We start from the raw sequence: 22,784 nt of genomic DNA on the forward strand, positions 1-22,784 counted from the left end.
TAATCTTGTACATTAATGTTGTTATGAGTTTTGAGCCTATTAGTAACTCAAAACTCAATACTTATAACCCGATACTATCCCTCTACCTGACTGATTGTCCAAAAATCGTCGGCCAGGTCAGTGCTGGTGATGTAATCATAAGGCATATAAAAATAACCCTTAAGTCCCCAGGTATCGCCCCAACTGTTGCGTACAAGAAAAGCCTTCTTTTTATCATCATAACCAACCGCCATTACCGCATGGCCACCTAAAACACTTTCATTTTTTGATGGCATGGTCATTATGCCGCTTTTAGCCATTTTATCGCCCTCAAAACTCTGGTATACGGTAAATCCAAAAACAAAAGGATTGCCGCCTGCCAGGCAGGTTTTAAGCTCGTTAATGGCCGTGTTGTTTAAACGGGTATATTGCAAAGCCTGGCTTTTAAGGGCTTTTGTATATAGTTTTTTTGTTGGCTTTTTGGCAAACTTGCTTATGTTATAAGGCCAAAGTACTTCATCGCAAACACCTTGCGTAGCCACCGATTTAATGCCATCACGTATCTGCGCACCGCTATCTTCCTTAACATGACCTTCCATAACACGCTCATTATAGTAAATAAACAGCCTTGACGGGGTAAAAACTGTCAGTTTTTGTTTTATTAACTCAAACTGAAAAGCCCCGCCTATAGCATTGGCGGTACATGAGCCTAATGACCCCTGGTCATAAACGGACGGGCATTGCGCACGCAGATCAACCAACGGCGGAGCAGGTTTAGCTAAGGCGTCACGGCGTACAGTGGCGTATCTATAGTCTCTTTGATCGGGCAGGTCAGGAAGCCAGCCGTAATGTTTTGTTTGCTGTATCATATCAAGGGATGGATTAATTATATGATAAAGGTATACTGTTTATAGAGAATTTATTAGCGTGTTTTTACGTAATTTAATACGTGTTGGCACCTAATATTTGAACATGACAATTGGTTGATTAGCAACCCTGAAATGTATTGATATACATTAGTGCAAAACAAAACAACAATTCGTTGGCTTTTCCTCCTATAATTTTTCCTAATTTACATTTCCTATTAAAACCAATTATGGATATCGGGTTCAATATAAATGAAGATATAAACAAACAGCTTGTTTACGAGCTGAACACAAGGCTAAAAAAAATACATGAAGGCGGTGGCGAAAAGGCTGCAGCCAAACAAAAGGAAAAGGGCAAAATGCTGGCTCGTGAACGTGTTGCCTATCTGATAGATGATGATAAGCCCTGGCTTGAATTAGGCGCTTTTACTGCCGATGGTATGTACGCTGAACATGGCGGTTGCCCATCAGGAGGGGTGGTATGCGGTATTGGCTATGTATCGGGCAGGCAATGTGTAATAGTGGCCAATGATGCTACGGTAAAAGCCGGTGCCTGGTTCCCGATAACGGCTAAAAAGAACCTGCGCGCGCAGGAAATAGCCATGGAGAACCGCCTGTCTATCATTTACCTGGTTGATTCGGCAGGGGTGTACCTGCCCTTGCAGGACGAGATATTTCCGGATAAAGAGCATTTTGGGCGAATCTTCCGCAACAATGCTATCATGAGCGGTATGGGTATTATCCAGATCTCGGCCATTATGGGTTCATGTGTAGCCGGTGGTGCCTATCTGCCCATTATGAGCGATGAAGCAATGATCGTGGAAGGTACCGGTTCAGTTTTTTTGGCCGGATCATACCTTGTAAAATCGGCCATTGGCGAGGATGTGGATAACGAAACTTTAGGTGGGGCAACAACCCACTGCGAAATATCGGGCGTTACCGATTATAAACAACCTAATGATCAGGCCTGTCTCGACTCGATCCGCAATATCATGAGTATGACCGGCGATTATAACAAGGCCGGGTTCGACCGCATTAAACCATCCATCCCCAAACTAAACGAAAAAGATATTTACGGCATACTGCCCGACAACCGTGAAAAAGCTTACGATATGCACGAGATCATTCTGCGTTTGCTTGACGATTCGGCATTTGAAGAATATAAAGAAGGTTATGGCAAATCAATCATTTGCGGTCTGGGCCGTATTGACGGTTGGGCGGTGGGCATAGTAGCCAACCAGCGCAAGGTGATCAAATCAAAAAAAGGCGAAATGCAGTTTGGCGGTGTTATCTATTCTGATTCGGCCGATAAAGCCACCCGCTTTATCATGAACTGCAATCAGAAAAAGATCCCGCTGGTATTTTTGCAGGATGTTACCGGGTTTATGGTAGGCAGCCGGTCTGAGCAGGGGGGCATCATTAAGGATGGGGCAAAAATGGTGAACGCCGTAGCGAACTCGGTAGTGCCTAAGTTTACTATTGTAATAGGTAACTCTTACGGGGCAGGCAACTATGCCATGTGTGGCAAAGCTTATGACCCGAGGCTGATCTATGCCTGGCCATCGGCAAAAATAGCCGTAATGGGCGGCGGACAAGCAGCCAAAACCCTGTTGCAGATCCAGGCTGCTGGCTTAAAAGCCCGTGGCGAACTGGTAGACGAGGTAAAAGAACAGGAACTACTTAAAGAAATAACTGATCGCTACAATGCACAAACAACGCCATACTATGCCGCCGCAAGGCTTTGGGTTGATGGTATCATCGATCCGCTGGAAACCCGAAAGGTGATATCCATGGGAATTGAGGCAGCTAACCACGCGCCTATTGAAAAGGCGTTTAATGTAGGGGTGATACAGACATAAAGAAAGATACAATTCTCCTCCATGTCATTGCGAGGAACGAAGCAATCTCATCATGCAACAACCTTTGCATGATGAGATTGCCACGCTACGCTCGCAATGACATACTTTATAATAATATATTAGAATCAAGGTTCAGATAAATATCAGCGTAATCAAATAAATCAACGGTCACTTATGAAAAAATTGCTGCTTCCTCTACTACTATTCTCCCTAAAACTTTCAGCACAAAATGCTCAGCAGGTCCATCAAAAAGCCATTTTAATTGATACCCATAACGATGTTTTATCTAATCAACTGATCACTAAGTTTGATCTGGCCAAACGACAAACAGAGGGCAACTTTGATATCGTTCGAGCTAAAGAGGGTGGTTTGGATGCCCAGATCTTTTCGATCTGGTGTGGCGAAAGTTATGGTAAGGGAACAGCCTTTGCTTTTGCTAACCGGGAGATAGACTCGTTATACGCCCTCATCAACCGCAACCCGGATAAGATTGCTTTGGTGCGTAACAGTGCCGAATTAAAAAAAGCGGTTAAGCAAAACAAGCTGGCAGCACTGGTAGGTGTTGAAGGCGGGCACATGATAGAAGACAGGTTGGATTACATTGACAGCCTGGCCAAACGGGGTATGTGCTATTTAACCCTCACCTGGAATAATAGCACCTCATGGGCTACATCGGCACGTGACGAGGTTACGAAGAAAGATAGTCTGCCGCATTTGGGCTTAACTGATTTCGGCAAGCAGATAGTTCATCACCTGAATGATCTTGGTGTAATGGTTGATGTATCGCACGTAGGCGAACGTACTTTTTATGATGTGCTGGCCACCAGCAGCAAGCCGGTGATAGCATCGCATAGTTGTGCTTATACCCTTGATCCATTCAGGCGAAATTTAAAAGATGATCAGCTGAAAGCCCTGGCAAAAAACGGTGGAGTAGTATGTGTGAACTTCTATAGCGGATTTGTAGATAGCGCCTATACCTCAAAGGTTAACGTGTTTCTTCATCAGCACAAAGCCGAGCTGGATTCATTAACCGAAATTTATCACGATGTTGACCTGGCCAATATCAGGCTGAATACCATATATAAAACTGAATCGGATCAGTTACGGCCACCTTTAAGCCTGCTCATTAAGCATATTGATTATATAGCAAAACTAATAGGCGTTGATCATGTTGGCATAGGCTCTGATTTTGATGGCGCCGAATCCTATCCATTAGGCATGGATAGTGTAAGCGATTATCCCAAAATAACCGAAGAATTACTGAAATTGAACTACAGCGAAAAGGATATTAACAAAATATTGGGTGGTAATGTAATGCGGGTGTTAAAGGCGAATACAGGTAAATGATTATCTTTATCCGCTTAAAATTATCACATGCTTAAACCTTGCTTTATCCTTTTATTTTTATTGGTTATTACTTTAACCGCAAACGCGCAAACTCATAAAGGTTATATAACAGATGATGGCTCCAGAACGCCCGATCCATCAAAAGCAGTTTCATACATTTTATATGACTATAGGTACATTTAAAGATGAGCAATTTACTATCCCGCATGGTAAGTTTATATATTATAAATTACTTAAGCCTATCAATCCTGTCCAGTATAAGTACAATTATGTAACGCATAAAACGGATACTATTAAATGGGTGCCTAAAAATTATGTTATATCGAAGGGGTATTATTTAAATGGAGGTAAAGAAGGAAAATGGCTCGAGTATACAGAAAAAGGTGTGCTTTATCGGGTTAGTAATTTTCAAAATAATAAACTAAATGGAACATATCAGGAATATTATCCACTTTCTGGTGGACTTTTTGAAGAAGGTAATTATGTTAATGGTACAAAAGATGGTATTTGGTATTCATTTGGATTTTACGGAGATACTTCATCAATGGTTAATTATAAAAACGGAGTTGCCGGAAAATGGATTTTTAATAAAAACAAAAAAGAAGAGTTCACCGATGGCAAACCTCAATATGACATTATTCAGTATCTAAGTTTAGAATTGGCTAATACCAAATTTAGTAAAATTGGCACATTTAATGGTTTATATCATTTCGTGTTAACAAAGGAGGGAAAATTGGTTCAGCCGAGTGTATCAACTTCAGTAGATTTGGAAATTGATTCAGCTATAATTGATAAATTATTGGCCGCACCTAACTGGGAACCTGCATATTATAATAAAAAATTGGTAAATTTTCCTGTGTCAATTAATTTAGAGATTATAACCAGTAAAAAGAAACCTGTACAAATATCTTACCCATTACATACTCGTTACATACGTTTTTAGAAAAATGCAAATCAACTAACAATGGCAATATCCTGACCAATCACTATTGATTCGCTTCTGAATAAACCTTAAATTCGCATACATTTTTATAATCAATGTCTCAAGAAACTGAACACGTAAAATGCCTGATCATAGGCTCTGGTCCGGCTGGTTATACTGCCGCAATATATGCTTCAAGGGCTGATTTAAAGCCTGTTATGTACACTGGTTTATTAGCCGGCGGACAGCTTACTCAAACTACCGAAGTTGAAAATTATCCGGGTTACCCTGAAGGTATCATGGGTCCCGAAATGATGGAAGATTTCCGTAAACAAGCCGAACGCCTGGGTACCGATATCCGTTTTGGCTATGTAAGTTCTGTTGATTTTTCAAGCTTACCGCATAAAGTGGTGGTTGATGATGTAAAAACCATCACAGCCGATACCGTAATCATTTCAACGGGCGCATCAGCAAAATGGCTGGGTCTGGAATCTGAAGAAAAGTATAGCGGTTTCGGTGTTTCGGCCTGTGCCGTATGCGACGGCTTCTTTTTTAAAGGACAGGATGTTGCCATAGTAGGTGCGGGTGATACTGCTGCCGAAGAGGCTACCTATCTGGCTAAATTATGCCGTAAGGTGTCTATGATCGTTCGCCGCGATGAGTTCCGTGCATCAAAAGCCATGGTACACCGCGTACTGAATACACCGAACATCGAAATTTTATACAATACCGAAACCAAAGAAATACTGGGCGACGGACAAAGCGTAACCGGTGTTAGGGTTACCAATAATATAACAGGTGCTGACACTGATCTGGAAGTTAGCGGGTTTTTTGTGGCAATAGGTCACCATCCTAATACCGATATTTTTAAAGGCTGGTTAAAAATGGACGAAACCGGTTATATCATCACCCGTCCCGGTTCCACAGAAACCAATGTGGAAGGTGTGTTTTGCTGCGGCGATGCCCAGGATCACATCTACCGCCAGGCGGTTACTGCGGCAGGTACAGGTTGTATGGCAGCGATTGATGCCGAACGTTATCTGGCCGCTAAAGAGCATGTAGTTACTGCGTAAAGCTTTAACCTCACCTAAATCCTCTCCAAAGGAGAGGACTTTGAGAAATATATTATTGAACGCCATCTATTTATAGATGGCGTTTTTGTTGTTCGGAAGATTGTAATCGCAGTATATATTCCCTCCCTTGGGAGGGGTGAGGTGGATTGTGCAGTAGCAGGGAGGGGTTTCTACGCGCGATTAAGCCTATAATGCTCAATAAACCCCTACCCTCCCCCTTCCCCATGGAAGGAATCGCACTGACCCCAAGCTTTCTTTTTATTCTTTCGAACACTTGTAGGCTCCAGCCAGGCGACTATTATGTAGATTAAATCAGTGCTACATATTTTTTACACTTCAAACTTCTTATATTTTTTTAAAAACTTATATATTCACAACTTCGTACCAACCTGATTAATAAATATGTATAAAAAAGCTCCTTTAATGCTGTTTGCCCTGCTTACAGTATTTGCAACTGTTGTGAAAGCACAGGACACCGATCCTAACTTAGGCATCATCCCGGTCCCGGTATCTGTAAAAAAGGCCCCTGGTCAGTTTGCATTAAGTCAGCAAACCACTATCCAGGCCGATTCGCCCTCAAACAAAGCGGTATTGTTTTTTAAGGATTATCTGGCAAACAATTTAGCCTATCATAAGGCAATAGTTGCAAAGAGTAGTAAAACAACAAACGTTATTACGCTAACCTCGGCCGGTACGGATAATTTACCTGCCGAAGGATACCGCCTAACCATTACACCACAACAGATTACGGTTGCTGGTAAAGGAGCAGGACTTTTTTATGGAGTACAAACACTGTTGCAGCTGATGCCTGCAGAAAGAAGCGCTACAACCAAACTGCCTTGTGTACAGGTTGAGGATTATCCGCGTTTTGGTTATCGTGGGGCAATGCTTGACGTTGGCCGTCACTTTTTTTCGGTAGAGATGGTTAAGAAATATATCGATCTTTTGGCGACTTATAAACTCAATAACTTTCACTGGCATTTAACCGAAGACCAGGGCTGGCGCATCGAAATAAAAAAATATCCTAAGCTTACGCAGATAAGCAGCAAGCGGGCACAAACCTTAATTGGCGGTTACCGCGACCGTACCCCACAGCAATTTGATAATACACCTTACGGAGGTTTTTATACACAGGATCAGATTCGTGATGTGGTAAAATATGCTGCTGCCAGGTACATCAACATAATACCCGAAATTGAAATGCCGGGCCACTCACAAGCTGCTTTAGCTGCTTACCCAGAGCTAAGCTGCGACCCATCTCAAACTTATAAAGTTGCCGAAACATGGGGCGTTTTTAAAGATATCTACTGCCCGTCCGAAAAAACATTTGCCTTTTTACAGGATGTGTTAACTGAGGTAATGGAACTTTTTCCGAGTAAATATATCCATATAGGTGGCGATGAAGCACCTAAGGACGCTTGGAAAAATTCAGCGTTTTGCCAGCAGCTTATCAAAAAATTAAAATTAAAGGATGAGCATGAGCTGCAAAGCTACTTTATACAGCGCATGGAGAAATTTTTAAACTCTAAAGGGCGCAATATCATAGGCTGGGACGAAATATTAGAAGGTGGCCTTGCACCCAATGCAACAGTAATGAGCTGGCGTGGTGAAGAGGGTGGTATTGCAGCAGCCCAGCAAAAACATAACGTGATCATGACGCCCGGCAGTGCAGGTTTGTACATTGATCATGGTCAGGGTAAACCAAGCCAGGAGCCATTAAGTATTGGTGGAAACGAACCTTTGTCAAAAATATACAGCTATAACCCAACGCCAGCTGTTTTAACGCCTGAACAGCAAAAATACATAGAAGGCGTACAGGCTAACTTGTGGACAGAGTATGTGCCTACTGATGCAAAAGTGGAATATATGCTGCTGCCCCGCCTGATGGCCCTGTCAGAAGTGGCATGGTCGCCGTTGGCTAATAAGAATTTTAAGGATTTTTCAGAAACCCGCCTGCCTGGTCAGTTAGCCTGGCTTGATAAAAACAATATTAATTACCGCGTACCAACGGCCATAGGTGCTAAAGATACGGTGATGATAGGTAGCCAGTTAGATGTTACCTTAAAACCATCTGTTGAGGGTGCCAAGATTTATTACACCATTGATGGCTATACCCCCCGCGAAACCGATCTGGCCTATACTATACCATTAAGCTTCACCATTCCGCAGGATCAATACCGCGAGCTGCAGACAATTGTGATAACTCCATCAGGTAAAAGAAGCGCAGTAACACGTACCGTAGTTTATAATAAAGCGCCTTTTGCAGCCGTTAACTATACAGGATCGGCCACAGGGGTAAAATACCAATTATTTACAGGTACATTCACATCAACAAATCAATTAAGTAACCAGGCAGCTACTGATAGTGGTATAGTTAAAACTTTTAACACTGCTGATTATCGGAAAAGTAAAGGTAAATTTGGTATAGTTTACACCGGCTATATTAATATTGATGCTGATGGTAATTATGGATTTTCAACCCTGTCAGGTAATGGATCTGTTTTACTGATTGATGATCAACTGGTAGTTGATAATGATGGCAAACATGCCGTTACCGAACAGGATGGCGCTGTACCTTTACTAAAAGGCTATCACCGGTTTACTTTAAAATATGTTGATGCAGGCGGTCCGGCTGCATTAAAGGTATTTATAAACGCTCCGGGCAAGCAAAAGGCCGAACTAACAGCCGACACGCTTTATAATTAATACGACATAAAATATAATGGTTAACAGATTTTATCTTTTAGTGTTATTAATAGGTACTGTTGCAGCCATTGCCGGTTGCAACAGTAACGAAACAAAAACGGCCGCGGCACCAACTGCTAAAAAACCTGAACCTATGGCTCCTTTCAGGTTTCATAAGCTGATAGAAGTTTCGCCGGGACAAAGCTATGATGTATTGAGCTGGGGCCGTGGTGCTGTTGATGCAGGGTCGTTTATGATCTTACATTCTGATTCATCGGCTATAAAGTATACCACCACTACAGGCGACCTGGATGGCGTTATTGTTGACGCGTTTAACGCCGATATGGATGTGGATGGCAACCCCGAAATATTGATACAGGCCAAATCAAAAGATACCACCAACTACGCCAGTATCTATGCCTTTGAGTTTAATAACAACAAGGCCAATAAGCTTGATTTTCCCCGGCTTAATAATTCGCAGCGTAAAGGATATCGTGGTAATGATAATTTTTACATTAGGGATGGAAAATTTATGCGCGAGTTTCCTATTTATAGCGGCAGTGGTAAAGATGCCAAACCAACAGGAGCAAAACGCCAGTTGGAATATAGCTTGAGAAGCAACGAGTTCACCGTAAAGCAACTGAGCAAAGATTCGACTGATGTGGCGGATAACACTCAGGCAAAGCAAAATCAGGATAATAAAACCACTGTTCAGAAATCAGAAAAGAAAAGCAGCTCTTCAAAATCAAGCAAGAAGAAACGCAGAAGGAACAGAGATTAATTGTCTGAACCTTGATTCATCGGATTTTAGGATTACCGTGATTTGATTTTATTTAATAAAGCATTAAAAATCACGGTAATCCTTTAATCATAGTTCAGAAACTTATCCAACAATTTCCAGATCGCTCAGTTGATTGTTTATAAACTCCATTTCCTCGCCGTTAACATGTATCTGAATAGCCTTGGCATTTTGTTTAGCTTGTTCGGCATTGCGGGCACCAACCAGTGCAACGGTAATTCCAGGGTGGTTAATGGTCCAGCGGATCACTAATTGGCTCAGGGTAGCATTCTTTTCATCAGCCAGTGGTTTTATTTTAGCGAGGAACTCATTGGTACGTTTAATGTTCTCGTCCTTAAAATATTTATTAGCGGCACGGTGATCGCCATCGCCAAACTGGTGCCCGGGCTTTATTTTACCGGTAAGCAGGCCACGCTCCAACGGACTATAAGCCAGTATCGATTTTTTATTCTCGATGGAATAAGGGATCAGCTCATCTTCAATAGCGCGGTTCACCATGCTAAAAGGCACTTGATTTGATGCCAGTTTAATAGTTTTCTCGGCCAGCCCCATCTGCTTTACATCATAATTGCTTACACCGGCTTCGCGTATTTTACCCTGTTCTTTCAGGCGCAGTATGGCTTCCATAGTTTCTTCAATAGGTGTGGTGTTATCGGGCCAATGAATCTGGTACAGATCAATATAATCAGTACCTAACCGTTTAAGACTGTTCTCGCATTCCAGGATGATGCTTTCCTTACCGGCATATTTGTAAACATCAATGTCTTTGCCGTTGTTGTCCTGGCTCTTAAAAAAGAAATCGCCTTTTGCCAGGTCCCAGCGCATACCAAACTTGGTTAATATTTGCACCTTATCGCGTGGCAGGCCTTTAATAGCCTGGCCAACCAGCTCCTCGCTTTTGCCCTGCCCGTAAATTGGCGCGGTATCAATAGAGGTAACACCGAGGTCATAAGAAGCCCGCATGGCTTCGATAGCTTCTTTATCGTCATTGCCGCCCCACATCCAGCCACCCGCTGCCCACGCCCCAAAAGTTATTGCCGAAACGGTAAGTTTTGTTTCTCCTAATCGTCTGAATTCCATAGTTAAATAAGTGGTTTAAAAATCAGCGGTAAAATGTGTTTAATTGTTGGAATTAAAAAATTATTTGATGCACGATATCATATCTTTTGCATTGTATACACCAACCGCATCATAATCATTATTAAAATAAAACCAACCCTCAGTGGTTTTGGGATTTTGCTTTACAGCATGGATCACTTTTTGAAGAAAATCTTTGGAATAAGGCGACCGGTATAATATTGGTACACCATGAAAACGGTAGTAAACAACAGGTGTGTTCTGTATCACATCATCGGGCAGGGCGGGGTGGCTCATGCCGCAAAAGGTAATGTTATGTTTGGCCAGCTTTTGGTAAACATCACTGTTCCACCAGCTTACATGGCGCAGTTCAAGCACGTTTTTAAAAGATGGATTGAGGCTGTTGATAATGCGCTCCAACCTTTCATCGTCATAACTAAAGCTTGGGGGCAACTGGAACAGTACGGGCCCCAGTTTTTCCTGCAGACCATTGTTAATGGTATCATAAAAACTGGTAATCAGATCGGTAGTGTCATTAAATTTTTTATAGTGGGTAATTGCCCTCGGCGCCTTTACCGCGAAACGAAAATCTGCCGGACTTTTACCATACCAGTTCTGCAAAAACGAAAGCTGCGGAAAACGGTAAAAAGTAACGTTCAGTTCCAGGGTTTTAAAATGTTTGCAATAAAAGTCGAACCACTTGCGCTGCGGCAAACCCTCGGGGTAAAACTTTCCTTTCCAATCCTTATAATGAAATCCCGAACAACCGATATGCCAATCCATTTGTTATTGTTTTATGGATAATAAAGGTTGCAGGGGAAGTTTTTGTTTGAGAAAGCCTAATAATGCCTTTCCCAAGCGCGTAATTGTACGAAGCAAGAAGCCCCCTCTAAATCTCCCCCAAAGGGGAAGATTTTCAAAAAGTGCTCTAAAAGCTCTCTCCAAAGGAGAGGGTTGGGTGAGGCTTTCTTGCAATTATGCGTTTCATTTGCACATTTGTAACATCACATTTGAAATCTGCACATCTAAAATAAAATCCGCACATTTGTATATCTACCCATTGCACTAATAAAATATGCACTTTATATATCCTGCCTTTTTATTTGCATTACTCACGTTAGCTATCCCGGTTATCATCCATTTATTCAACTTTCGCAAGTTTCAGAAAGTGAATTTTAGCAATGTGCAGTTTTTAAAGGAGATCCAGGAACAGCAGGCATCACGCCGAAATTTAAAGGAAAGGCTTATCCTGGCTGCAAGATTGTTGGCATTGCTTTTTCTGATATTGGCATTTGCCCGGCCATATCTATCCGGTCAGGATACGGGTAATGCGGGCAGGCAAAATGCAGTGAGTGTTTTTGTTGATAACTCTTATTCCATGCAAACCCTTAATCGCGAAGGCTCATTATTGGATGATGCCAAGCAAAAGGCTAAGGAAATTGCATCAGCTTATAATATCAATGATCGTTTTCAACTGCTTACGCAGGATTTTGAAGGAAAGCATCAGCGTTTACTAAGCCGCGATGAATTTAATGACGCGGTTGACCAGGTAAAGATCAGTCCTCAAAGCCGCAATTTGCAGCAGATCATCAGCCGGCAGCAAAATCTGCTAAATACACAGCCGGGGGCTATAAAATCGGTTTATATTATTTCTGATCTTCAAAAAAATATGGCCGCTAAGCCGTTGAAGGCAGATAGCAGTATAGCCATTAGTTTAATACAGCTTAAAGCCGGTAACCTGCCTAACGTAGCGGTTGATTCGGTATGGCTGTTAAGCGCGGTGCACCGCCCCGGCGAAAGCGAAAAACTGGTTGTACGCCTGCACAATTATGCCGGTGAAAAGGCTGATAAGATCCCGCTTAAAGTATTAATAAACGGTGCTCAAAAAGCATTGGGCAGTTATAGTATCCCGGCGCGTTCTGTGCAGAATGATACGCTTTCGTTTATGGGCCTGGCAGCCGGCTGGCAGCAGGGCCTTGTTGAGTTGCAGGACAATCCGGTTACGTTTGATAATAAGTTTTATTTTAGCTTTAATGTAAACCAGCAAATGCCGGTATTGCTGATTGATGGCGGTATGCCCAATCCATATTTAAAAGCTGTTTTCGCTTCTGATCCGTTTTTTGCCGCCAGCCGTGTGCCCGATGGTAATGTTGATTACGCGGGCCTCAACAGTTTACCCATAGTGGTTATCAGCGACGTTAAAGCCATATCAACCGGTCTGGCTCAGCAGCTAAAAACCTATGTTGCCAAAGGCGGTACGCTGGTTGTTTTTCCATCAGCCGATGCTGACCTTGCAAATTACCGCGCGTTTCTGCAACCCATGAATGCTGCCTGGCCCGAAAAATTAATGACCGAGGCTACCAAAGTATCTAACCTGAACAGGCAAAGCCCGGTATTTAAAAACGTGTTTGAAAGTTTTCCAGAAAATCCGGATCTGCCGGTGGTTAAAAAACACTTCCAGTTAATCCCATCGCGCGGCGGGCAGGATAACCTGATGCAATTAACCGGGGGGCAATCCTTTTGGACGGGCTACACCAGTGGCAGGGGTAAGGTTTACGTTTCCGCTGTTCCGCTTAATGAGGAATACAGTAATTTGCCGCGGCACGCCCTTTTTGTTCCCACATTGTTTAGGATAGCCTTGCTAAGCGGGCATGACCTGCCGTTGTTTTATACCCTTGGCGAAGACGAAACTTTAGAGATCCCGCCGGTTCAGATCACCGAGAAACAATTACTTAAGCTGGTTAAAGGAGATCAAAGTACTATCCCTGATGTAAGGCAGCAAGAGGGAAGTACGCTTTTATACCTGTCAGATCAGCTGCACGAAACCGGTATTTATTCCTTAAAAAAACAGGATAGCACCCTGGCTTCGCTCGCCTTTAACGATAACAGGAGCGAATCGGACATGAGTTATTTGAGCCAGGCTGCACTCAAGGAATTAATGCCAAAGTCAACCACCTTATTAACAGGTGGTAATGCTTCATTAAAAGGTATTGTTACCGAAACAAATTTTGGCACACAATTATGGAAACTTTGTATAATTTTGGCATTGATTTTTCTTGCGGCCGAAATTTTGCTTATCAGGTATTTTAAACCCGGTAAACAAACTATAAAGCAACCCGTTTAATCAACACAAATCCTTAAAGCAGTGCTAATGAATTTGCTTATCAAATCTGCCACCATCCTTGATCCCGGATCACCTTTTCATCAACAAGTTGCTGATATTTTAATTGAAAACGGAATTATCGCCCGCATTGCTGAAGATATTGAAGCCGACGCCGAGCTGGTAGATGCCGAGGGTAAATATGTATCGCCGGGTTTTTTTGATCTTAACTGCAACATAGGCGAACTGGGGCTGGAAACAAAGGAAGATATGTACTCAGGAACAAGAGCAGCCGCGGCCGGTGGGTTTACCGGTGTAGCGCTGATGCCGAACACTGTTCCTCCGGTACATTCCAAAGCCGAAATTGAATACCTGCTTAACCGGGCCAAAAATAACCTGGTTGATGTATATCCTTTGGGAACCATATCGCACAAACGTGAGGGTAAGGACCTGGCCGAAATGTATGACATGTACCTGAGCGGTGCCAAAGCGTTTACTGATGGTAACCGCCCTGTACAGGATGCCGGCCTGATGGAACGTGCCCTGCTGTATGCCCAGGGTTTTGACGCGCTGGTGTTTTCATATCCCGAAGATACAGCTATTGCAGGCAAGGCTAAAGTAAATGAGGGCGAGATCAGCACCTTGCTGGGCATGAAGGGCATCCCGTCACTGGCCGAAGAGCTCATGATAGCACGTGATCTTTACCTGGCCGAATACACGGTTTCAAAAATACATTTTAGTACCATATCAACTGCCCGCTCGGTAGAGCTGATACGCGAGGCCAAGCGTAAAGGACTGGAGGTTACCTGCGATGTAGCGGCCCACCACCTGGTACTTACAGACGAGGCCCTGATGGGCTTTGATAGCATGTATAAGGTAAAACCCCCGCTGCGCACCAAAGATGATGTTACCGCGTTAATTAAGGGCTTGAAAGATGGTACCATTGACGCCATAGTAAGCCAGCATACACCACACGAAGTTGAATTTAAAGATGTGGAATTTGAAGTGGCCGAGTATGGTATAGTAGGTTTGCAAACAGCCCTGGCGCTGGCCCTCAGGTCGGGTTTACCGGTGGAGATGCTGGTTGATAAACTGGCCATTAATCCCCGCGAGATACTGGGTGTTGCTGTACCCGTTATTGCCGAGGGTGAACAGGCTAATCTGGTGCTTTTTGATACAGATGCGGAATGGGAATATACCGGCAAAAACAACCGTTCAAAATCTGTTAATTCGCCGTTCATTGGGCATAACTTAAAGGGTAAAGTGTTACTAACATATAATAATCAACAAATTTTTAAATAGAAAATCATGATCGATCCAAAAATAGAAACCGCCTTTGAAGCCGCTTTAGAGGCTTTTTCTAAATATAACAGCTTTGATGCTACTAAACTTAACAATGATTTTGGCGAAATTTTTGCGTCAGACGAAGATTTTTTAACCAAGGTTGATGCCTTGGACGAAGTGTTTGACAATAATCCCGCGGTTGAATCCCTGCGCGAGGTGTTTTTTGATTTGCTGATGATCAATTTTTTTAGCGCCGATGTTAAAAAGCTGGAAGAGGATTACCTGGATACACAGGAATGGGAAGATATTGAAGAGCAAACCCTTGACCGTGGTACCGAACTATTGAACCTGCTCCTGTACCTGAATGAGTGCGAGGATGAAGAGATTGAACCTGAATTAGAGGATTATCTGAAAGAATTTTTACTGGTTGATGAAGACGAATTTCAGGACGAATACCGTATTTATGAACCGGTAATTGCTAACCAGATATTAATTGAAAGCCCGTTGGCCGAGATCAGCAAGGTGGCTCAAAGTTTGCCCGATGATTCAGAATTGAAAGAGTTGTTTTATCCCATGATGTGCTTCTTTCAGCATATTGACCCATCTGTGGAAACAAAAAATGAAATTGCCGCCCATGCGTTGAATAAGGAATTTGACATGGCTGTGCTTGATATATTAGTTAATTTTAAATAACACTTAGCTGATATACTAACCTAATTAATAGTACACATGATTGAAAATACGGATCAACAGATAAGGAAAAAGGCCATTCCAAATGGAGTTGTATTAGGCGTAGCTTTATCTATATTTAGTATATGTTCATTTTACTTCATGATATCAATGGGAGCATCGGTAGTATTAATGACGAGCGCTCCGGTATTTTTTTCGCTCATATTACCCTTAGCCGCGGCCGCCTTATTATGTTTTAACCTGCGGAAAAGGATAGGCGGGTATTGGAGTTTTAAACAGGCAGCTACCGGGATATTCGTTATGTTTATTGTAGCTTTTGTTGTGCAATTTTTATTACGCGATTTGCTTTTTGCCAAAGTTATAGAACCAAATATGATGCAAAAAACAGAAACAGCTATGGTTAATTCTGTAAGCACCTATTTGCATAATACCAAGGTTAGCCAGGAAAATATTGATAAGAAAATTGCTGATATTAAAAAAGAGTTTGATACACAAAAGGATCTGTCAATAGGCAAGCAGATACAGGGCTTAGGTTTTAACATTATTTTTATGTTTGTTTTTGCTGTGATCTTTGCTGCAATGTTTAAAAAGGAGAGGCCAGTATATAATCCGGGCATTAATGATCCAGCTGTTTAAAGCAGATAACCAATTTTATCATGAGCGGCCTTTTTATATTGAAAAGGCCGCTTTTGTTTTAAGGGTTTATAAATATTTATTTACATTGAATAAGAAGTTTGATACGAGGTATTAAAATATTAGTTAATTTTAAATAAATCATAAACAACCTTAATCATGGAAATAAAAAAAGTAAGTCCGTCGCAACCCGCACTTAAATGGGCATTAATTGGCCTGGTTACCTCAATAGTGGTTACATACGCTTTTCAGTTCCTTAACGTTGATCCCAATTCGCCTGTTAAATACCTCAATTTACTGCCTTTTATAGCTTTCCTGTTTTTAACACAAAAAGAATATAAGGATTTGCTTGGCGGTTACATGACCTTTGGAGAAGGGTTTCTGTCGGGTTTTTTATATGCCGTTTTCGTAGGCGTATTATCGGCGATATTTACTTACGTGTACTATGCCATATTAAGTCCCGAAATGATTGATAAAACACTTGCAGCCTCTCAGTCAAAAATGGTTGAGCAGGGATTATCCCAGGAACAGATAGATAAAGCAATGGAGATAAGTCATAAATATTTCGCAGTTATTGGCACAGTGGTGGCTCTTTTTGGTTCTGCAATTATGGGAGTTATAATTGCCCTTATTGGCGCCGCTATATTTAAAAAAGAACGTTCGCCGCTGGATGTACCTGATACGGAATATCAGGCACCAGATGAACCTGCTGTTTAGGGCAGGTATAAAAAAAGCGGCCTTTCCATTGGGAAGGCCGCTTTTTTCTTTAACACACCACGTCATTGCGAGGTACGAAGCAATCTCTATGCTATACAGCGCAAATAGCAATTAACTATGTTTGTCATCCTGAACTTGTTTCAGGATCTCACCTGAAAAGTTGATCAACATGTGGGATGCCGAAACAAGTTCGGCATGACTTTAAAGTTACACCTACGCGGTAGCAGCCAGTCTGTTCACACTTCTGTAAACGTAGTCGCTATAAATATGCCTGCGGGCAAATCTTCCCGGCGAATCGGCATTAATCAGCTTTACATAAACCGCCTTTGGTACATCAAAATATTCGTAGGTATTGCCATCGGCAAAAGTTATTTTCAGTACCTGCGATTTGTATTCAAAATCGGCAATGCTTGAAGTAGTAGTAGTAATGGTGTATTCGGCAAACGACTGGTTACGGGTTTCGGGAGCAATGCTTACCAAAAAGTGATAGGCTTCAATAATGGTTTTGCTTTTTTCTTCGGCCTCCAGCTTGCTTTCAGGACTATCCTGAAATTTATCAGGGTGCCAGGTTTTCATTAAACTCCGGTAAGTGGTTTTTAATTCCTGCAGTTCGGCAGCTTCATTTACGCCCAAAAGTTTCCTGTAATCGACAATTTTTTTCATTGTATTAATTTGTGTTTTTTTATTGTCGTTGAAGGGTTTAGCAAATGAATATGTGCTTTTTCAAGAAAATAATTTTGCAAAGGTACACTTTTTAAGGTTATAAAAAACCTGGTAAAGTAAAGTTTACGTAAAGGCTGGTTTATGAAATGATTTGGCAGTAGCTCAATAAGTAAACAAAACAGCCCCGGGAAACTAATCCCGGGGCTGCATATATCTTATGCTAAAAAAAAGAAACTACTTCTTCATTACCTGTTTTACAATATCGTTACCAAAAACAAATACCATCAGGGTAACCAATATCACAAAACCAACTATTTGGGCACGCTCTAAAAACTTATCGCTTAACGGCTTGCCCTTTATCATTTCAATAATTAAAAACACAGCATGACCGCCATCAAGTGCAGGGATGGGCAACAGGTTCATGAGGGCAAGTACCATTGATAAAAAGCCTACCAGGCTCCAAAAGTGAACCCAGTCAACATGGCTGCCAAACAGGTTGGCAATGGCAACAGGACCGCTTACTGCTTTGCTAAACTTAACATCGCCCTTAAATATTTTACCCAGGCCTTTGGCGTTATCGGTAAAGGTGCCCCAGGCCCTTGATGCGCCAATTGGGAGTGAACCAAAAAAACCGTAGTTAATGGTCTTTATTTCCGGCAAATCGTTTTTAGACTGAAAAAAACCTAACGTACCATCAGCTCTTATTTGTGTTTTTATAGCAATGGAATTACCATTACGTTTTATAGTAAGGTCTACCAGTTTACCTTTCTCTTTTTGAAGTTCGGCCTTTAACTCATCATAAAAAGCGATGGGTTTGCCGTTAATGGCAACAATACTGTCGCCTTTAGCTAAACCCGCTTTTTGCGCGTTACTGTTTGGGGCCAGCGAATCAACCACAAATTTTGAACGGGGCAACCTGCTGATAAACTCTTCTATTCCATGATCAGAAAGATCATTCAGTATAGTACGCGGAATAGTAACACTTACGGTTTGCGCGCCACGTTGTATGGTGAAAACGGTGTTTTCAAGCAGTACTTTTGGGCTGGTCAAATCATCAAAACGTTCCACCGGCTTACCGTTAATGGCAACAATCTTATCGCCAGCCACCAAACCTATTTTTTTACCTACTTCGCCCGGTACAATACCGTATTTAGCGCTCGAATTAGGGATATAGCTTTCGCCAAGGCAAATGGTAAGTATCCAGAATATCAATATACCTAAAATGATGTTTACCGTAACACCACCAAGCATTACAATTAAACGCTGCCAGGCTGGTTTTGAACGAAACTCCCAGGGCTGCGGCGGACCGGCAAGCTGATCAGTATCCATTGATTCATCAATCATACCGGCAATTTTAACGTAACCACCTAAAGGCAACCAGCCAATACCATATTCAACACCTTTATATGTAAACTTAAACAGGCTTATGTTCCAGGCATCAAAAAACAGGTAGAATTTCTCCACCTTAATGCCAAAAGCACGTGCTGCCAAAAAGTGTCCCAACTCGTGCAGGATTATTAAAATTGAAAGGCCCAGTAGCAACTGGCCAACCATTATCACTATACTCATTATCTACGTTTATGTATATTTTAAAGTTGTATTGCCTTTAACGGCAATTGTTGTATTAAATTTTGCGCAAAGATGCGTGTTTCTTTATCAGTATTCAAATAGTCGGATAAGGTTGGTTGTGCTATGTAGTTTATTTGCTGCATACATTCTTCAATAACGTTGCTCATGGCCAAAAAGCCGATAGTATGGTTTAAAAAACCGGCAACAGCTACTTCATTAGCCGCATTTATAATACAAGGCATATTGCCGCCTTGCTTTAACGCCGCGAATGCTAAACTAAGATTACGAAAAGTATCCAGATCTGGTTTTTCGAACGTTAAATTAGGATAATCTGTAAAGTTAAAGCGTTTAAAGTTAGTTTGTATACGATGCGGATAAGTTAATGCATATTGAATAGGCAGCTTCATATCAGGCAGGCCCATTTGCGCCTTGATGGAACCATCCCTGAACTGTACCAGGGAATGGACGATGGATTGAGGATGAACGATCACTTCAACCTGGTCGGCCTCTACACCAAACAACCATTTGGCCTCAATTACCTCCAAACCCTTGTTCATGAGCGATGCCGAATCAATGGTGATCTTGGCACCCATTACCCAGTTGGGGTGTTTCAGGGCATCCTCACGGGTTACGTTAGCCAGGAAATCAACATTACGACCGCGGAAGGGGCCACCGGAGGCAGTAATAATAAGTTTTTCAATGGGGTTGGCTTCCTCACCGGCAAGGCATTGAAATATTGCTGAATGTTCTGAGTCGACCGGTAAAATTTTAACCCCATGCTGTTTGGCCAGACCGGTTATCAGTTCGCCGGCCACTACCAGCGTTTCTTTATTGGCTAAAGCGATATCTTTGCCCGCTTTAATGGCAGCAATGGTAGGCTCAAGGCCGGCAAAGCCAACCATAGCGGTAAGCACTATAGCAATATCGGGATGCGTTACAGTATCAATAATGGCCTGGTGCCCGGCAAGTACTTTTACAGGCAGATGAGCCAGCGCGGCTTTAACTTCCTGGTATTTGCTTTGATCACATATAATGGCATATTCTGGCTCAAATTCAATAGCCTGATTTATGAGCAGATCGGCATTGGAATGTGCGGTAAGCAAAAATGCCCTGAACAAATTGCTGTTGTTCCTTACCACTTCAAGTGTTTGCGTTCCTATACTGCCTGTAGAGCCAAGAATGGCAATGTTTTTTGTATGATTAGTCAATGATGGTCCTGTTTCAATTAATCATTAAGATGAACGCAGCATTTGCAGGCTTGTTTATCTCAACAATGTCAAAGTTACTTATTATTAGCGTATTCCTTTAATTCGTCTGCAATCTTCCTGTCGTTGGCCAATCTTGGCACTTTATTTTGTCCCCCAAGTTTACCCTGCGAACGCATATTATTTATAAACGCATCTTTTTGCAGGCTTTGGATAATCAAAGGTTGCAAAATGTTACCTTCAATGAGGTCAAAGTAGTAAATATTTTTCTTTTGCAGCGCTTTATCTACTTTAAGTGCGAAAGCTTTCAGATCGGCCGGGGCCGAGCCAAACTCAATAAACCATTCATGGTAGGGTAGTTGCCCGGCCGGCGGATTAACCTGCGGGGCAACGGTGAATTCCACTACATCAACACCTTCTTCCCTTGCTACGCTCATTAATGATTGTTCTACTTCTTCGCCAATAACATGTTCGCCAAAGGCCGAGATATAGTGTTTGATTCTGCCGGTTACTACGATCTTATACGGATTTTTGGATATAAATTTAATGGTGTCGCCCAGGCTATAGCCCCATAAACCCGCGCTGGTGTTCATGATTAGGGCATAGTTTTTATCCAGTTCCACATCTTTGATATTGATACGGGTAGGGTGCTCATTAAAATATTCTTCGGATGGGATAAACTCATAAAATACACCAGAATCAACCAGTAGCAATAATCCTTTTTCTTTTTGCGAATCCTGGAAGGCGATGAAACCTTCGGATGCCGGGTAGGTCTCAATGGAGTCGATCTTTGCACCAACACTTTCTTCCATGCGGGCGCGATAGGGTTCGTAATTTACACCGCCATGCACAAACAATTTAAAATTTGGGAATATGTCTTTAACTTTTTTGCCCCCGGCTTTGGCCGATAGTCTGTCGAAATACATCTGGCACCAGGGCGGTATGCCCGATATGAGGCGCATGTCCTGGTTAAAAGTTTCCTCTACAATGGCATCAACCTTTTGCTCCCAGTCTTCAATGCAATTTACCTCGTAACTGGGCAGACGGTTTTTTTGTAAATAGGCCGGCACATGGTGGGCAACAATGCCCGATAGCCTGCCTATTGATACACCTGCCTTAACGGATAGCACAGGGCTGCCCTGTAAAAATATCATTTTACCATCCACAAAATCGGCATTGCCTGTTTCATGAATATAGCTGAGCAGGGCATTGCGCGCGGCTTTAATATGCTCGGGCATGCTCTCTTTGGATATAGGAATATATTTTACGCCCGATGTAGTGCCCGATGTTTTGGCCAGATAAGCCGGTTTGCCGGGCCACAGCACATTCTCTTCGCCATTTACAACGCGGTCAATATAGGGGCGTAGGTCCTCATAATCATGTATGGGGACATTTTTCTTAAAATCGTCATAGTTGTTGATCTGTGCAAAATGGTGTGCCTTGCCAAAGTCGGTATCCCTGGCGGCATGAATAAGATCAGTAAAGGTTTTTTGCTGCAGCGATACCGCGTTTTTCCGTACCTGGTTAAGCTCCCGGTTCACCAGGGCTGCAAACACTTTGCTTAATGCAGATTTTAATCCCATTGGCTAATAAGTTTCGGCAATATCATCATCTACATCCTTGTGGCTATAAACTAATTTACGGTAAGTAACAGCCAATATAATATTTACAAACGGATAGGTAAATAGTATAGCAATGGATATTACAGGATAAGTTTGAGCAAGTTTTGCGGGTAAGGCTATTAGCACTAATATGATAATTAATATAATCAAAACTTTAAAAAAGTAGCCTTTAGTAAGCTGAAAGCTTTGTTTAAGCGATTCCAGTGGACCGGAGCGGTCATCGACAATAAATGTATTAAAAAACATTATTCTTAATAACAGAAACAATCCAAGTATAATGGCGATGCTTATTGCTGCCAATTGTATATTAGGATAGGCGTCAAGTTTATCAACAATGATACGACTGTTTGTTAAAACAAAGGCAAGTATAAAAACCACGGCTATGTAACTAACAACCATTTTAAAAGTGGGCAATACCTGTTTATATTCAAATTCATAATATTCACTGTCAATTACAGTAAATATCAATTTATATAGCCCCAGGGTTGTATAGGCTTGTACAAATATCAGTAACATAGAAACCAGCATTTCACCAATAAACTCTTCGCTTGGAATAAGAAATTGAATTAAAAGAGCCAATATGCTAAGCAGGAAAAACGATATTGCCGAATAAACAATAATGGTTACAAAATTTTTCTTAAAAATATTCCATGCAGTTTTAATAGTTTCCGCAACAGAAAAGGGGTGGTACATA

19 protein-coding genes are annotated in these 22,784 nt (G+C 42.0%); 11 read left to right on the forward strand and 8 right to left on the reverse strand.

The annotated features are described in order from the left end of the window. Positions 1-74 precede the first annotated feature (74 nt). Complete coding sequence (locus tag M2273_RS19435; protein ID WP_429399424.1) at positions 75-848, reverse strand: C1 family peptidase; 774 nt, start codon at positions 846-848, stop codon at positions 75-77. A 227-nt stretch (positions 849-1,075) separates the two neighbouring features. Between M2273_RS19435 and M2273_RS19440 the strand changes: the two genes are divergently transcribed. From M2273_RS19440 to M2273_RS19465, 6 genes are all read left to right on the forward strand, one after another. Further along, a complete protein-coding gene (locus M2273_RS19440) occupies positions 1,076-2,704 on the forward strand; it encodes an acyl-CoA carboxylase subunit beta (RefSeq protein ID WP_429399425.1) in 1,629 nt (542 codons plus the stop codon). A 174-nt stretch (positions 2,705-2,878) separates the two neighbouring features. Further along, entirely contained in the window at positions 2,879-4,051 is a 1,173-nt protein-coding gene (locus M2273_RS19445; RefSeq protein WP_429399426.1) for a dipeptidase, read from the forward strand. Between the two features lie 112 nt (positions 4,052-4,163). Further along, positions 4,164-4,994 carry a toxin-antitoxin system YwqK family antitoxin gene (locus tag M2273_RS19450; protein WP_429399427.1) on the forward strand — a complete coding sequence of 277 codons (831 nt, stop codon included), beginning with the start codon at positions 4,164-4,166 and terminating at the stop codon, positions 4,992-4,994. A 95-nt stretch (positions 4,995-5,089) separates the two neighbouring features. After that, positions 5,090-6,046: a thioredoxin-disulfide reductase gene (gene trxB / locus M2273_RS19455; protein WP_429399428.1), complete on the forward strand. Its 957-nt coding sequence runs from the start codon at positions 5,090-5,092 to the stop codon at positions 6,044-6,046. A gap of 402 nt (positions 6,047-6,448) precedes the next feature. Further along, positions 6,449-8,752 carry a family 20 glycosylhydrolase gene (locus M2273_RS19460; RefSeq protein ID WP_429399429.1) on the forward strand — a complete coding sequence of 768 codons (2,304 nt, stop codon included), beginning with the start codon at positions 6,449-6,451 and terminating at the stop codon, positions 8,750-8,752. Positions 8,753-8,768: 16 nt separating this feature from the next. Next, positions 8,769-9,512 (forward strand): hypothetical protein, encoded by a 744-nt coding sequence (locus tag M2273_RS19465; RefSeq protein WP_429399430.1) that lies wholly within the window; start codon positions 8,769-8,771, stop codon positions 9,510-9,512. Between the two features lie 102 nt (positions 9,513-9,614). Here the strand turns inward: M2273_RS19465 and M2273_RS19470 are convergent, their stop codons facing one another. Together M2273_RS19470 and M2273_RS19475 are read right to left on the reverse strand one after the other, a co-directional pair. Continuing rightward, positions 9,615-10,610: an aldo/keto reductase gene (locus tag M2273_RS19470; RefSeq protein WP_429399431.1), complete on the reverse strand. Its 996-nt coding sequence runs from the start codon at positions 10,608-10,610 to the stop codon at positions 9,615-9,617. Between the two features lie 60 nt (positions 10,611-10,670). Next, positions 10,671-11,390 (reverse strand): DUF72 domain-containing protein, encoded by a 720-nt coding sequence (locus tag M2273_RS19475; RefSeq protein WP_429399432.1) that lies wholly within the window; start codon positions 11,388-11,390, stop codon positions 10,671-10,673. Positions 11,391-11,682: 292 nt separating this feature from the next. On the opposite strand from M2273_RS19475, the gene M2273_RS19480 reads away from it, so the two are divergent. The 5 genes from M2273_RS19480 (at position 11,683) to M2273_RS19500 (ending at position 17,031) form a co-directional block, all read left to right on the forward strand. Next, positions 11,683-13,731, forward strand: coding sequence for a BatA domain-containing protein (locus M2273_RS19480; RefSeq protein WP_429399433.1), 2,049 nt, complete (start codon positions 11,683-11,685; stop codon positions 13,729-13,731). Between the two features lie 27 nt (positions 13,732-13,758). Beyond that, positions 13,759-15,009 (forward strand): dihydroorotase, encoded by a 1,251-nt coding sequence (locus M2273_RS19485; protein WP_429399434.1) that lies wholly within the window; start codon positions 13,759-13,761, stop codon positions 15,007-15,009. Between the two features lie 6 nt (positions 15,010-15,015). Next, positions 15,016-15,684: a hypothetical protein gene (locus M2273_RS19490; RefSeq protein ID WP_429399435.1), complete on the forward strand. Its 669-nt coding sequence runs from the start codon at positions 15,016-15,018 to the stop codon at positions 15,682-15,684. Positions 15,685-15,720: 36 nt separating this feature from the next. Continuing rightward, the gene (locus M2273_RS19495) at positions 15,721-16,317 is read left to right on the forward strand and encodes a DUF4199 domain-containing protein (protein WP_429399436.1); all 597 of its coding nucleotides are present in this window, start codon (positions 15,721-15,723) and stop codon (positions 16,315-16,317) included. A gap of 156 nt (positions 16,318-16,473) precedes the next feature. Then, positions 16,474-17,031, forward strand: coding sequence for a DUF4199 domain-containing protein (locus M2273_RS19500; protein ID WP_429399437.1), 558 nt, complete (start codon positions 16,474-16,476; stop codon positions 17,029-17,031). Between the two features lie 213 nt (positions 17,032-17,244). On the opposite strand, the gene M2273_RS19505 is transcribed toward M2273_RS19500, so the two are convergent. The 5 genes from M2273_RS19505 to M2273_RS19525 all read right to left on the reverse strand — a co-directional run bounded on the left by M2273_RS19505 (position 17,245) and on the right by M2273_RS19525 (position 22,783). Then, entirely contained in the window at positions 17,245-17,694 is a 450-nt protein-coding gene (locus M2273_RS19505) for a KTSC domain-containing protein (protein ID WP_429399438.1), read from the reverse strand. Positions 17,695-17,928: 234 nt separating this feature from the next. After that, positions 17,929-19,263, reverse strand: a complete 1,335-nt coding sequence (gene rseP, locus M2273_RS19510; RefSeq protein WP_429399439.1) for an RIP metalloprotease RseP — start codon at positions 19,261-19,263, stop codon at positions 17,929-17,931. A gap of 20 nt (positions 19,264-19,283) precedes the next feature. Then, positions 19,284-20,471 carry a 1-deoxy-D-xylulose-5-phosphate reductoisomerase gene (locus M2273_RS19515; RefSeq protein WP_429399440.1) on the reverse strand — a complete coding sequence of 396 codons (1,188 nt, stop codon included), beginning with the start codon at positions 20,469-20,471 and terminating at the stop codon, positions 19,284-19,286. Positions 20,472-20,545: 74 nt separating this feature from the next. Then, a complete protein-coding gene (locus M2273_RS19520) occupies positions 20,546-22,051 on the reverse strand; it encodes a GH3 auxin-responsive promoter family protein (RefSeq protein WP_429399441.1) in 1,506 nt (501 codons plus the stop codon). A gap of 3 nt (positions 22,052-22,054) precedes the next feature. After that, positions 22,055-22,783, reverse strand: a complete 729-nt coding sequence (locus M2273_RS19525) for a hypothetical protein (protein WP_429399442.1) — start codon at positions 22,781-22,783, stop codon at positions 22,055-22,057. Position 22,784 lies beyond the last annotated feature (1 nt).

Source organism: Mucilaginibacter lappiensis, from assembly GCF_050433765.1.
GTDB lineage: Bacteria > Bacteroidota > Bacteroidia > Sphingobacteriales > Sphingobacteriaceae > Mucilaginibacter > Mucilaginibacter lappiensis_A.